At 68.7% G+C, this 12,816-nt stretch carries 12 protein-coding genes; 9 read left to right on the top strand and 3 right to left on the bottom strand.

Annotation, left to right across the window (positions count from 1 at the left end; genetic code table 11):
* The first annotated feature begins 1 nt into the window (after position 1).
* On the top strand, positions 2-424 hold the full coding sequence (locus JWS14_RS27060; RefSeq protein ID WP_072943091.1) for an organic hydroperoxide resistance protein: 423 nt from the start codon (positions 2-4) through the stop codon (positions 422-424).
* A gap of 22 nt (positions 425-446) precedes the next feature.
* Here the strand turns inward: JWS14_RS27060 and JWS14_RS27055 are convergent, their stop codons facing one another.
* A complete protein-coding gene (locus JWS14_RS27055; protein WP_095863340.1) occupies positions 447-1,325 on the bottom strand; it encodes an oxidoreductase in 879 nt (292 codons plus the stop codon).
* Between the two features lie 40 nt (positions 1,326-1,365).
* Positions 1,366-3,354, bottom strand: a complete 1,989-nt coding sequence (locus JWS14_RS27050; RefSeq protein ID WP_206016192.1) for a CocE/NonD family hydrolase — start codon at positions 3,352-3,354, stop codon at positions 1,366-1,368.
* Positions 3,355-3,549: 195 nt separating this feature from the next.
* Here JWS14_RS27050 and JWS14_RS27045 point away from each other — a divergent pair, with 195 nt between their 5' ends.
* The 3 genes from JWS14_RS27045 to JWS14_RS27035 are packed head-to-tail and all read left to right on the top strand — an operon-like array spanning position 3,550 to position 6,955.
* Positions 3,550-4,449: a pseudouridine synthase gene (locus JWS14_RS27045; RefSeq protein ID WP_072943167.1), complete on the top strand. Its 900-nt coding sequence runs from the start codon at positions 3,550-3,552 to the stop codon at positions 4,447-4,449.
* A gap of 45 nt (positions 4,450-4,494) precedes the next feature.
* Positions 4,495-6,030 carry a CYTH and CHAD domain-containing protein gene (locus tag JWS14_RS27040; protein WP_206014799.1) on the top strand — a complete coding sequence of 512 codons (1,536 nt, stop codon included), beginning with the start codon at positions 4,495-4,497 and terminating at the stop codon, positions 6,028-6,030.
* 46 nt (positions 6,031-6,076) lie between these two features.
* Positions 6,077-6,955, top strand: a complete 879-nt coding sequence (locus JWS14_RS27035) for a universal stress protein (protein ID WP_206014798.1) — start codon at positions 6,077-6,079, stop codon at positions 6,953-6,955.
* Between the two features lie 12 nt (positions 6,956-6,967).
* Here the strand turns inward: JWS14_RS27035 and JWS14_RS27030 are convergent, their stop codons facing one another.
* Positions 6,968-7,705, bottom strand: coding sequence for a VIT1/CCC1 transporter family protein (locus JWS14_RS27030; RefSeq protein WP_206014797.1), 738 nt, complete (start codon positions 7,703-7,705; stop codon positions 6,968-6,970).
* A gap of 139 nt (positions 7,706-7,844) precedes the next feature.
* Between JWS14_RS27030 and JWS14_RS27025 the strand changes: the two genes are divergently transcribed.
* The 5 genes from JWS14_RS27025 to JWS14_RS27005 all read left to right on the top strand — a co-directional run bounded on the left by JWS14_RS27025 (position 7,845) and on the right by JWS14_RS27005 (position 12,816).
* Entirely contained in the window at positions 7,845-8,627 is a 783-nt protein-coding gene (locus JWS14_RS27025; protein ID WP_095863338.1) for an SDR family NAD(P)-dependent oxidoreductase, read from the top strand.
* Between the two features lie 26 nt (positions 8,628-8,653).
* Positions 8,654-9,712: a lysylphosphatidylglycerol synthase transmembrane domain-containing protein gene (locus JWS14_RS27020; RefSeq protein ID WP_206014796.1), complete on the top strand. Its 1,059-nt coding sequence runs from the start codon at positions 8,654-8,656 to the stop codon at positions 9,710-9,712.
* A 62-nt stretch (positions 9,713-9,774) separates the two neighbouring features.
* A complete protein-coding gene (locus tag JWS14_RS27015) occupies positions 9,775-10,599 on the top strand; it encodes an SDR family NAD(P)-dependent oxidoreductase (protein ID WP_072943079.1) in 825 nt (274 codons plus the stop codon).
* 119 nt (positions 10,600-10,718) lie between these two features.
* Positions 10,719-11,936, top strand: a complete 1,218-nt coding sequence (locus JWS14_RS27010; RefSeq protein WP_095863335.1) for an ABC transporter substrate-binding protein — start codon at positions 10,719-10,721, stop codon at positions 11,934-11,936.
* Positions 11,937-11,958: 22 nt separating this feature from the next.
* Positions 11,959-12,816 (top strand): branched-chain amino acid ABC transporter permease, encoded by an 858-nt coding sequence (locus JWS14_RS27005; RefSeq protein ID WP_206014795.1) that lies wholly within the window; start codon positions 11,959-11,961, stop codon positions 12,814-12,816.

Here is a 12,816-nt window from a genome sequence, read left to right as displayed (position 1 = left end):
CATGAAGATCGTCTACACCGCCGAAGCCCTCGCAACCGGGGAAGGCCGCAACGGCCACGCCCGCACGTCCGACGGCCGGCTCGACCTGAACCTCGCCATCCCCACCGAGATGGGCGGGTCCGGCGACGGCACCAACCCCGAGCAGCTGTTCGCCGCCGGATACGCGGCCTGCTTCCACTCCGCGCTCCAGCTCGTCGGCCGTCAGGCCGGGGCCAACATCGCCGACTCGGCCGTCGGCGCCCGCGTCGGGATCGGCTCCACGGACGGCGGCGGATTCGGCCTCGCCGTCACCCTCGAGGTGTCCCTCCCCCACCTGCCGCGCGCGGAGGCACTCGAACTGACGGAGAAGGCGCATCAGGTGTGCCCGTACTCCAACGCCACCCGCGGCAACGTCGACGTCACCCTCGAGGTCACCGAAGACTGAGCCATGCTGCGCGGGCGTCGGGTCACCCGAACTTGTACTCGACGCCCGTCAGGTCCTCCGACAGCGACCACAGCCCCTTCGCGGTCTGCTCGTCCCGCGACTTCTTGTTGGAGCCCACCACCTTCGGGTGGCCACGCTGCTCGAACAGGCCGTCCGGCCCGATGTAACTTCCGCCGATCACGCCGGGGGCGGTGGCCGCGAACAACATCGGCAGCGCCCCCATCTCCGCCGACTGCGCGAAGATCCGGTTGCCGACCGCCATCAGCTTGTCCTGCACCGACTCGGTGTGCGCCTGCAGATTGGTCGACGCGTAGCCGGGGTGCGCGGCCACCGCTGTGACGGGAGACCCCGCCGCGGCGAGCCTGCGCTGCAATTCGTACGTGAACAGCAGATTCGCGAGTTTCGACTGCCCGTACGCGCTCCAGCGGTTGTACTTGCGGTGTTCCCAGTTGAGATCGTCGAGATGTATCGTTCCCGCCTGATGTGCCGCACTCGACATCGTGGCGACCCGATCGGTGATCTTGCCGAGCAGCAGTCCGGTCAACGCGAAATGCCCGAGATGATTTGTGCCGATCTGCATTTCGAATCCGTCGGCCGTCTTTCGCTGCGGAACCGCCATCACCCCGGCGTTGTTCACGAGCACGTCGACGGAATCGACGCCGGCGGCGAACTCGCGCACCGATGCGAGGTCGGACAGGTCGAGACGGCGCACCTCGGCGTTGTCGCCGATCGACCGCGCGACCACCTCACCCTTGTGGGTGTTGCGGCAGGCCAGCACGACGTGGGCTCCCGCCTTGGCCAGGGCCCGCGCGGCCACCTCCCCCAGACCACTGTTGGCGCCCGTGACGACGAACGTACGGCCGCTCTGATCGACGATGTCCGAAGCTGTCCACTTGGTCATGCCGTCAACCCTACGGATCTCGGGACGCGTCGTGAACCCGTCACCACGTCTGCGCCCCGACCAGCGGCAGATTGAGGAAGCTCGGCCGGTCCGGCGACAACGCCACGTGCTGCGGCTTCAGCTGACTGTCGGCCAGAATCGGTCCGAGCGGCAGGTACCGGGGAACGCTGCCCGCGTACACGTCGACGCGCAACCGGTGCCCCGGCGCGAGGACCGCGTCGGTGGGCACGAAGTTGATGTCGACCGGCGTCACTTCACCCGGAACCAGCGGCTGCCGCGCGGCCACCGTCAGAGAGTGGTGCGGTTCGGTGTAGTCGCCGTTCGCCGACTTGGTGCTCTTCGAATCGTCCACCGCCCGCATCGAAGCGGTGAGCGCACCGTTGGTGAGCGGGGTCGACGTGCCGTCCGGCGCGACGTCGTTCAGCGTCACCGCCCAGAATCCGTCCGGCGCGTCGAGCACGGTTTCGAGGTGCAGGTTGACCGGACCCGACAGTTCCGTCGGCTGCGTGACGGGGGCACTGGTGAACGCCAGGCCCTCGGCCTCGTTGAAGCGGGAGTCCTTGCTGCACACCGATCCGAAGACGACGGCCGCGCCGGCGGTGCCCTGCGTTCCGTCGCGGGAGCAGAGCCCGCGGAGTCCGGGTGCGACGGTGAGTTGCGCCGTGTCGCCGGGTTTCGCCGGCACCAGGCTGCCGTCGTGGGCGGCGTGCCCGGCGGTGCCGCTCGGGGCACCCGACAGGTACATCCGCTGGTAGTCGACACCGGCCCGCGGGAACTGATCGGTGGTGGTCCAGCCGTTGCCCTGCTGGTACAGCGTGACCGGGCCGTACTCGTCGATGCCGTTGTCGATGCCCTTCAGCCACTTGTCGAACCACGCCCGTTCGAGGACGTCGAGTCGCGGCGGCGCACCCGGCTCGCCGAAGCCGCCCCCGAACGAGACGTGGTAGGCGTCGCTCATGATCAGCTGCTTCTCCCCGGCGGGCAGCGGAATGTCGTTGTAGACCCGCGGTTCGCTGTTCGCGAAGATGTCGTGCCAGGCGCCGTAGAGCATCGTCGGCACGTCGACGTTCCCCGCCTGCGCCTTCCGCTCCTCGTAGAACTGGCCGTCCTGCGCCACCCGCAGCGTGCCGGGGTCGAGATCGCCGATCTGCGTCGCGGTCATCGCCCGGATGAGCGCCGGGAAAAGGGTCAGCGGATCGCGCAACCGGTCCTGCAGCCACCGCTCGTCGAAGTTCCCCTGAGCCAGCGCCTGGACGTCGGGAACGAACTTGAGACCGTTGACGAGTGACAGCCACAGCGGCATGAATCCCACGCCGAGGCCACCGCCCGTCCCGACGATGTCGCGGAGCAGGTCGTTGCCCGGTTCGGTGGGGAAGATCGCCTTCAACGCCGGTGGCCGATGCCCCGCGGCCTGCAGCGAGTTGATTCCCGAGTAGGACACGCCCGCCATCCCGACCTTGCCGTCGGACCACCCCTGCCTGCTCATCCAGTCGATGATCTCGACGGAGTCCTGCTGCTCGAGCGGACCGAGCGCCTGCCATTCGCCCTGGGAGAAGCCGGTGCCGCGCGCATCGACCACCACCTGGGTGTATCCGTTCCGGACGAGGTCGCGGTTGACGCCGAACACGCGCATGCCGCCGCCGGTGAGCACCTTCGCCAGTTCCCCGACGCCGTCGAGCGGCGTTCCGGCGAGATCGAAGGAGTTCACCAGATCGACGACCGTGTCCTCGAGCCCCGGCACCGCCAGCACGGAATCGACGAGGTTGCCGACCAGCTTCGTGTACGGCGTGACATTGAGGACCGACGGCATCTTCGTGTCGATCGGCGTGCCCGAGGCGTCCGCGGGGCGATAGACGTTGGCCTTCAACACCGTTCCGTCGGTCATCGTGATGGGGACGTCCCAGTCGATCGCGATCACCGGATATTCGGGCGGGGCGTCGACCGCGGCGTTCCACGCGGCGCCCGCGACTCCCCCCGTCGGATCCGCCGACGCCGTCACCGCCGGAACGACAGCGAGACCCACCGCCATCGCAAGAGCAACTGCCACCGCACCCGGACGAAACGCCCGTCGACGCACGATCACCACGACCCCCGTGAAAATCTTCCGATGACGCGCCTCAGCGACCATCAGGGTGGCCCGCGTCACAAACTTACCGGATAGTAACCATGAGTCCCCCCGCGGTCAACGACGGGTTTTGCCCGCCACTCGACTACCGTGACGAACGTGCCCGACGCCCCACTTCCCGTCCGCGACGGCCTCAACCCGACGCGGCTGAGGATGCCGGACACCGGCACGTGGGCCACCGTGCTCGAATACCTCGTCGCACGTTTTCCGCACGACGAGACCCGCCTGCGCGAGAAGGTCGACACGGCCGAAGTCGTCGACGAGCGCGGGCAGCCGATCACCGAGTCCACGCCGTTCGCGCCCCGCCGATTCGTGTACCTGTACCGGGATCCGCCGGTCGAGAAGCGGGTGCCGTTCGAGATCGAGATCCTCCACCGCGACGAGAATCTCCTCGTCGTGGACAAACCCCACTTCCTGGCCAGCACCCCGCGCGGCGCGTACGTCGCCGAGTCGGCGCTGGTCCGGTTGCGTCGAGACCTCGACCTCCCGGAACTGACACCCGCGCACCGGCTCGACCGGTTGACCGCCGGGGTACTCATCTTCACGGTGCGGCGCGAGGTCCGGCGCGACTACCAGTCGCTGTTCGATCAGCGCCGGGTGACCAAGGAGTACGAGGCCGTTGCCCGCTACGACCCCGATCTCCCGCTGCCCGCCACGGTCCGCAGTCGAATCGTCAAGGAACGCGGGGTCCTGAAGGCGTACGAGGTGGACGGTCCCGCCAACAGCGAGAGCCGGATCGAACTGCTCGAGGTCCACGGCGACGCGGCCCGGTACCGGCTGCTTCCGCACACCGGCAAGACGCACCAGTTGCGGGTGCACATGAGTTCGCTCGGCATCCCGATCCACGGCGACAACTTCTATCCCGATTTCTACGACGTTGCCGCCGACGACTATTCGACGCCGCTGCGGCTGCTGTCCCGTTCCGTCGAGTTCGTCGACCCCTGCTCCGGCGTCACACGACGCTTCGCGAGCCTCCGGAGCCTCGACTGGCCGCTGTGACCTCGGCTTCTTTCGCCCGGCCCGCTCAGCCGGAAGGATGGTGACATGAGTACCGCGACGTCCGTCTCCGAAGTGGAACGCAAGTACGAAGCGACATCCGAGCAGCAGCTCCCGGCGCTGTCGGGGCTTCCGGGCGTCGACGGTGAACCCCGGCGCGACACCGTCCAGCTGTCCGCCCTGTACTACGACACGGGTGAACTGCTGTTGCTCCGCTCCGGAATCACGCTCCGCCGCCGGGAAGGCGGCGACGACGCCGGCTGGCATCTGAAGATCCCGGCAGGCGCGGACGAGCGGACCGAGCTGCAGCTGGCACCCGACCCCGAGCACCCCGAAACGGAGGTGCCCCGCGAGTTCGCGGAACTGCTCACGGCCTTCACCCGGGGCGCCGCCCTGAACCCGGTCGCGCTCATCAGCACCGACCGCGAGCGGCAACGGCTCGTGGACGCGGCGGGCACGACGCTCGCCGAGGTCGTGTCGGATGTCGTGATCGCCGCCGTCCCCGAGACGGGCACCGGAACCGACGAGCGGGTGTGGCGGGAGATCGAAGTCGAACTCGCGGCTGGCGACCGAAAGCTGTTCGACGCCATAGACTCCCGACTGACCGATGCCGGAATCACCCGCTCGGACGCGCCGTCCAAGTTGCGGCGGGCACTCGGCGACGCGGTGGGCGGCACCCCGGCCCCCGTGCGCGGGAAGAAGCGGTCCGCGCCGCGGACGCTGCTGCTGGAGTATCTGGCCGAGCAGAAGGATTCTCTCGTGACGGCCGACCTCGGCGTGAGGCGCGACCTCGAGGAGTCCGTCCACGACCTCCGCGTCTCGGCCCGGCGGATCCGGAGTGTCCTCCAGGTGTACGGGTCCAGCCTGCGCGACCAGGAGACGGTCGACGAGTTGATCGCCGAACTCCGCTGGGTCGGCCAGGCCCTCGGCCCGGCGCGGGACACCGAGGTGCAGTGGAGCCGGCTCGTGGATCGGCTGGGTGACGCCGAGGAGATACCCGACCGCGAGGTCGTGCGGGCGCGTCTCGACGAATACTTCTCGGGACTCGCCGCGGCGGCCCGGCCCGGGGCGCTGGCCGCCCTGAACTCGCAGCGTTACCTCGACCTGCTCGCCGGGCTCGACACGTTCCTCGCCGCCGTCGGGTCGTCGGCGGGCTCGGGTCCGTCGAAGAAGACCGTCGCGAAAACCCTGCGCACGTTGTCGAAGTCCGTCCACGGGCGCGTGGGGAAGGCGGCGGCCGCGACCACCCGGGCCGAGCGCGACGAACTGACGCACCGAGCGCGTAAGCGCGCCAAACGATTGCGCTATGCGATCGAGTCGACGCGGTCACTGACACCGAAGGCGTCCGCCCGCGCGCAGAAGAAGTTCAAGGGCTTTCAGGACGTACTCGGCGACTACCAGGACGCCGTCGTCGCACGGGAGCACATCCTCGCGGCCGTCGCGGAGGATCAGCACTCCGCCGAGTCGAGCCTGGGCCTCGGAATGCTGCTGCAGCGTGAACTCGACCGCGGCGACGCACTGGCAGCCGATCTGAAACCGGAGTGGAAGAGCGCGAAGAAGGTGGCCCGAAAAGTCTGGAAGTAGGGCACAGTCGGGGAGTACCCACCAGCGTGAGCGAAGGGATCCGGACGTGAGCACACCCGCCAGTCATTCCGTCGTCGTCGGCCTGGACGGATCCGACGCCTCCACCGCCGCCGCCCTGTGGGGTGCCTCAGTCGCGTCGAAGTGGGGTGCCACGCTGTCGCTCGTGCACGCACTGCCGCAGGACGGTCCGCTGTACAGCCCGGCGGCGATCATGCTGGAATCGCAGTTCCTCAGTCAGCTGCGCGAGGACGGCGAAGCCATCATCGGGACGGCGAAGAGGCTGCTGGGGCCGAAGTTCCCCGGTCTCGAGATCGAGACGACCATCAGTCCCGGTCCGGCAGGCACCGCGCTGCTCGAGGCCGCCGACTGGGCGCGGTTGATCGTGCTCGGGTCCACGGGAGCGGGCGCGTTCCGTTCGGTGCTGGTCGGTTCGACGGCGCTGCACGTGGCCAACCGCGCGCCGTGCCCGGTGACCGTCCTCCGGGGCGAGGTCACCGCGCCGGACCAGCGTCCCGTGGTGGTCGGGGTCGACGGAAGCGACCTCAGCGGTGACGCGGTGGCCCACGCTTTCGAGTTCGCGTCGTTCTTCGAGACGCCCCTGAGCGCCGTCCACACCTGGCAGGGCTCCCCCGGTGCGGGCGGCACCGGCCTGCTCGTCGACTGGGATGCCGTGCAACAGGAGGAGCAGGCCCTGCTCTCCGAGGGCCTCGCGGGCGAGGCGGAACGATACCCGGACGTGTCCGTGACCAGGGTGGCCGAGCAGGGCGCCGCCGCGGACGTCATCCTGCGGCACTCGGCCGACGCCCAGCTGATCGTCGTCGGCAGCCACGGCCGGGGACCGCTGCTCGGCGCGCTGATGGGCTCGACGAGTCAGAATCTGCTCCACCACGCCACCTGCCCGGTCATGATCTGCCGGAACGAGTGATGGTCGCCGAGGCTAGGAGATGCTCGTCCCCACCAGCTGACCGATCCCGTAGGTGACGATCATCGCGAGCGCCCCACCCAGCACGACGCGGAGTACCGCCCTGGTGCGCCGGGCGCCGCCGAGGGTCGCGCTGACGGTGCCCGTGAGGACGAGCGCGACCAGCACTGCGACGAACGCCACCGGAATCCGCAGGTGCACAGGCGGTAAGAGGATCGCGAGCAGCGGGACGAATGCGCCGAGCGTGAACGAGAGCGCCGAGGATCCCGCAGCCTGCCAGGGGTTGGTCAGATCGTTCGGATCGATGCCCAGTTCGACGTCCACGTGGGCGGCGAACGCATCGTGATCGGTGAGTTCGCGGGCGACCGTCCGGGCGGTCTCGTCCCGCAGCCCCTTGTCCTCGTACATCTCGACGAGTTCCTCGAACTCGGCGTCGGGGGTCTCGGCGAGTTCGCGACGCTCCTTCGACAGCAGCGCACGTTCGGTGTCACGCTGGGTGCTCACCGAGACGTACTCGCCGAGCGCCATCGACACCGCCCCGGCCGCGAGACCGGCGAATCCGGCGGTGAAGATCGCCGATCGCTCGGTGGTGGCCGCCGCCACCCCGACCACCAGACCGGCCGTCGACACGATGCCGTCGTTGGCGCCGAGGACACCGGCCCGCAACCAGTTGAGGCGGCTCGCCAGACTGGGTGCGTGCGGCTCGTCGGGGTGCCGCGAGGGCTCGGCCCGCTCGGCGTTCTGCGCTGACATGCGTTCAGGCTAAGACGAAAAGGCCTGGTCGGATAGCCAGGCAAGGCTGCGCTCGGCTTCGGTGCACGGTTCCCCGCACACCGAAACCAAGCAGTTGCTAGGTTAGGGACGCGATTCCCTCACACGCTTGGAGTTCCTCATGGCGACACCCGCCACCAGCACCCCTCGAAATCGCTGCGCCGCACTGGTCACGGGCGGCACCGGCGGCATCGGCTCCGCCATCGCACGGCAACTCGCGACCCTCGGCCACGACGTGGCCATCACCTACCGGTCCAATGCCGACGTCGCCGCGGACCTCGTCGGCGAACTGGAAGGCAGCGGCGTCGCCGCACAGGCGTTCTCCGCCGACCTCACGGACCAGCCGCGCGTCGCGAGCGTCGTGAAGCAGACCGTCGAACACTTCGGCGGCCTCGGCATCCTGGTACACGCCGCCGGACCGCACGTCCCGATGATCCACCTGTCCGAGGTCGCTCCCCGGGACTACGCCGAACACCTCGAGCAGGAGGCGGTCGCGTTCTTCACCGTCGTCAAGGCCGCCCTGCCCGCGCTGCGGGACGCCTCCGGTTCCGTCGTCGCCGTCACGACCGCGGCCACCAGCCGCTTCCCGGTGCGCGACGGCCTTTCCCCGGGAACCAAGGGCGCGATCGAACAACTGGTCAAGGGATTCGCCGCCGAGGAAGGCCGCTACGGCGTCCGCTTCAACTCGGTGGGCCCGGGGATGCTCACCGACGGCATGGCCGAGCGGCTGATCACCTCCGAAGAACTCGATCAACGCGCACTCGACGCCGCGATGAGCCGGATACCGCTACGCCGGTTCGGCACCGCCGCCGACGTCGCCGAGGCCGTCTGCTTCCTCGCGGGCGACCGGGCCGGTTTCGTCACCGGGCAGAAGCTCGACGTCGACGGCGGATACACGGTCTGATCACCCGCCATGTGTAATGGACGCGTATGACTGACGCCGAAGACACCCGCCCGACGCCCCGCAGGCGTCGTGTCGAATGGGTGATCGGCGGCCTGCTCGTCGTGGTGCTCGCGGTGGAGATCGTCCTGATCTGGCCGGACCTGTCCGAGAGCGTCCAGAACCTCGGCGACCTGAAATGGGGTTGGGTGGCCGCGGCCGGCGTGGCGTCGCTGGCGTCGATGTCGAGCTTCGCCCGGGTGCAGCGCTGCCTGCTGGGGGTCGCGGGTGTGCACATCAGGCAGCGGCAGTCGCTGGCGGTGACGTTCGCGTCCAACTCGATGAGCGTGACGCTGCCGGGCGGCCCGGTGCTCGCGACGACGTTCACGTACCGGCAGACGCGGCTCTGGGGTGCGTCGCCGGTGATCGCGACGTGGCAACTGGTGATGGCCGGCGTCCTTCAGGCGATCGGCCTGGCGCTCGTCGGACTCGCGGGCGCACTGCTCGTCGGAGCCAAGACCAACCCGTTCTCGCTGATCTTCACGTTCGGCGGCCTGTGCGCCTTCCTCGTCGTGGCCCAGTACGCCGCGTCACGACCCGACGCACTCGAGGGCGTGGGCATCACCGCGCTGCGCGGCGTCAACGCGCTGCGAAAGAAGCCTCCGCTGACCGGGGTTCGCCAGTGGAAGCACATCGTCGACCAGATGAGCGCCGTCCGGATGGATCGCCGCGACACGGCCCGCGCGTTCGGGTGGTCGCTGTTCAACTGGATCGCAGACGCCTCGTGCCTCGCGTTCGCGTGCTACGCGGTCGGCGCCCATCCCGGATTCGCCGGGCTCGCCGTCGCGTACGCGGCGGGCAACGCCGCGGGTTCGGCCATCCCACTCCTGCCCGCCGGGCTCGGTGTCATGGACGCCGTGCTGGTGCCCGCCCTGACCGCCAGCGGAATGGCCGGCTCCGAAGCGGTGTCCGCAATCGTCGTGTACCGGCTGGTCAGCTTCCTGCTGATGGCCGCCATCGGCTGGATCGTCTTCGCGGTGCGCTTCCGGGGTGCGCAGCAGGGCGAGGAGGGCCCCGACCTCGAACCACTGTGGGGTCGCGGCACGTGAATCCCTCCCGCTGAGCGAGAGGGCCGGGCTGAGGCCGCCGTCGACGGTCCTACCGTCGAGCCGTGACGGAACCGGAATCAGATGAGAAGCAGGTTGTCGTCGTCACCGGCGCGGCCTCGGGAATCGGTGCGGGGATCGCCCGGCATGCGCACGCCCGCGGCATGGCCGTGGTGCTCGCCGACATCGACGCGGCCGCACTGGACCGTGCGTCCGCGGACCTGGGCGGCGCCCTCACCTGCGTCACCGACGTGTCCGACTCCCGATCCGTCCACGCCCTGGCCGAACTCGCGTTCGACTCGTTCGGCCGGGTGGACCTGCTCTTCAACAACGCCGGCATCATGCGGGCCGGATTCCTCTGGCAACTCGGCGAATCCGACTGGGACGCCGCACTCGGCGTCAACATCACGGGCGTCGTCAACGGAATCCGCGCGTTCGTTCCACGGATGCTCGATCAGGGCGGCGCCGGCCGCGTCGTCAACACGGCGTCGGTCGGCGGTTTCGCGCCCGGTCCGATGATGTCGCCGTACAGCGCATCGAAATTCGCGGTCGTCGCGATCACCGAATGCCTGCAGATGGAGTTGAGCATGATCGACGCCCCGGTGTCCGCGAGCGTGCTCGCACCCGGGCCCGTCGTCACATCCGTCTTCGACAACCCGTTCGGGACAGTCTCCCATCCGGCCGTCGATCGGATGGTCACGCAGATGCGCGAACTGCTCGACACCGACGGACTCGACGCAGACACGTTCGCGGAGTTGGTCTTCGCGGGCATCGACCGCGGCGACTTCTGGCTCGCACCGCAGGGTGAGCACCTCGACACGATGGTCCGGCAGCACACCGCCACCATCCTCGAACGGCGAGAACCGGTGATCCGGCAGTCGTTTCGCTGAGTTCGGCACGTTCCGGGCGAAATCCTCCCGCCGAGTGAGACATTCCGCGGACATCGACCGTTAGTTCTGCTACCTTTTGCCGAACCAAGCACTTGCTTGCTTACGCTAAAGGGGCGCCCATGCGAATTCGATCCTCAGCTCTCACAGCGGCGCTCGCCGCGACCACACTCGCGCTCACCGGGTGTTCCGGGGCGGGCGCAGACGACGCCGACGCCGCCGGCGGACCGTATCGGGTGCTCGTGACCGGCGGAATCAGCGGGCAGGGCGCGCTCGCCGCGAACGCGCAGACGTCCGTGCTCGCGGCGAAGGCGAGCGCCGAGGCCGTGAACCGAGCAGGCGGCGTCGGCGGACGCCAAGTGGAGATCACCGTCGTCGATGACGCCGGCGACGCCACCACGGCCGTGTCCAAACTGCGGGAGGCCATCGCGTCGGGAAAGAAGCCCGACCTCTTCCTCAATTCCGGTCCGTCGACCATCACCACCGCGACACTGCCGATCCTCGCGCAGAACAAGATTCTCTCGTTCAACATCGGACCCACCGAGGATTCGGCGAATCCGGAGAAGTACCCGCTCAACTTCGACCTCGCCTCGGGACCGGCCGAGAACGCCGAGACCATCGCGCGATACATCAAGGGCAAGGGATACCAGTCCGTCGGCGTCGTCCACGGGAGTAGTGCCTACGGCGAAGTGTTCGGACAGGCGATGGAAGACGCGCTGAGCGAAGCAGGGGTGAGCAGCACCGGATCCGAGGAGTACGACACCGCGGCACTCGACATGACGGCACAACTGCAATCGCTCAAGAACCGGGGCACGCAGGCGCTCGTCGTGGACGCCTACGGGGCACCACTCGGATACCTCCTCGCGAGCCTTCAGCGGCTCGACTGGAACATCCCGCTCGTCGGAAACACGTCGGTCGCGGGAACGTCGCTGGTCTCGAAGGCTGCACCGGAAGGCGTGCTCGGCACTCCGGCCACGGCGAACCTGGTCATGCACGTGCTGTCGAGCACGGTCTACGACGCGAACGACACCGCCGTCAACACGATGGTCGACAACATGAAGGCGATGGGCGACATCCCGTCGACGCTGATCCTCGCCGACAATTACGACGCACTGCCCCTCGTCGTGGCCGCCGCGAACATGGCCGGCTCCTCGTCCGATCCCGAAGCCCTCGCCGAGGCGCTCGAGAACCAGGAAGTCCTCGACGGCGCCGAGACCGCGTTTTCGCCGTCCTATCACTTCTCGGCAGACTCGCACGCGTCGAAACCGGGAGACGAAGCGTACAAGTTCGTGCCGCCGAGCCCACTCCTGAACGGCCAGTACGGAAACCCGAGCGCGTGACACCCACCCACAGGAGATATCGGTGACCATAGTCTGGTCTGGCCTCGCGCTCGGGGCGGTCTACACGCTCGTCGCGATCGGCTACAACATCGTCTTCATCTCGTCCCACACGTTCAACTTCGCTCAGGCCCAGCTGATGATGGTCGGCACCTTCGTCGCCTACACCGGCCTGGTCACCCTGAAGTTGCCCATCCTCGTCGTCGCGGTGACGGCCACGGTCGCCGTGATGATCCTGGCCGGGATCGAGGAGATCGTCGCGGTCCGGCCGGTCCGCGATCACCAGAATCAGCTCGTCACCACGCTCGGCGCCGCGACGCTGATCAACGGTGCGACGCAGCTGATCTGGGGAAGCGAACCGCTCACCGTCCCGTTCTTCGGCTCGAACGACCCGATCACGGTCCTCGGCGGCCGCACATATCCGGTCGAGATCGTGCTGCTGATTCTGGCGGTCGTGCTGGTGGTCGTCCTCGGACGGGTCGGCACCCGGACCATGACCGGTCTCGCCCTCCTGGGCATCTCCGAGGACCGCGAAGCCGCCCTGTTGCGCGGTGTCAACGTCCGGGCGCTGGCCCTCGGTGCGTTCGCCTTCTCCGGAGCGCTCGCCGGTTTCCTCGGGCTCTTCGTGGGTCCCAAGACGTTCGCGGTGGCCACCCTGGGTTCGGCCCTGGCGATCAAGGGCTTCGTCGCCCTGGCGATCGGCGGATTCGGCTCGCTCCCCGGCGCATTGGTCGGCGGCCTGACCGTCGGACTCGTCGAGTCGTTCGCCGCTCTCGACCTGGGCAGCCAGTACAGCAACATCGCGGTCTTCGTCGTCCTCATCGCGATCCTCATGGTGCGTCCGGCCGGACTGTTCGGCCGGACGCGGGAACGGGTGGTGTGA

The sequence above is a fragment of the Rhodococcus koreensis genome (genome assembly GCF_017068375.1).
In the GTDB taxonomy this organism is placed as follows: domain Bacteria; phylum Actinomycetota; class Actinomycetes; order Mycobacteriales; family Mycobacteriaceae; genus Rhodococcus_F; species Rhodococcus_F koreensis.
This window is presented reverse-complemented; position numbering and strand designations above follow the sequence as displayed.

Coding starts and splice junctions, on each gene's coding strand:
- JWS14_RS27060 (WP_072943091.1), top strand. CDS start 2: ATGAAGATCGTCTACACCGCCGAAGCCCTCGCAACCGGGGAAGGCCGC.
- JWS14_RS27055 (WP_095863340.1), bottom strand. CDS start 1,325: ATGACCAAGTGGACAGCTTCGGACATCGTCGATCAGAGCGGCCGTACG.
- JWS14_RS27050 (WP_206016192.1), bottom strand. CDS start 3,354: ATGGCGGTGGGTCTCGCTGTCGTTCCGGCGGTGACGGCGTCGGCGGAT.
- JWS14_RS27040 (WP_206014799.1), top strand. CDS start 4,495: ATGAGTACCGCGACGTCCGTCTCCGAAGTGGAACGCAAGTACGAAGCG.
- JWS14_RS27030 (WP_206014797.1), bottom strand. CDS start 7,705: ATGTCAGCGCAGAACGCCGAGCGGGCCGAGCCCTCGCGGCACCCCGAC.
- JWS14_RS27025 (WP_095863338.1), top strand. CDS start 7,845: ATGGCGACACCCGCCACCAGCACCCCTCGAAATCGCTGCGCCGCACTG.
- JWS14_RS27020 (WP_206014796.1), top strand. CDS start 8,654: ATGACTGACGCCGAAGACACCCGCCCGACGCCCCGCAGGCGTCGTGTC.
- JWS14_RS27010 (WP_095863335.1), top strand. CDS start 10,719: ATGCGAATTCGATCCTCAGCTCTCACAGCGGCGCTCGCCGCGACCACA.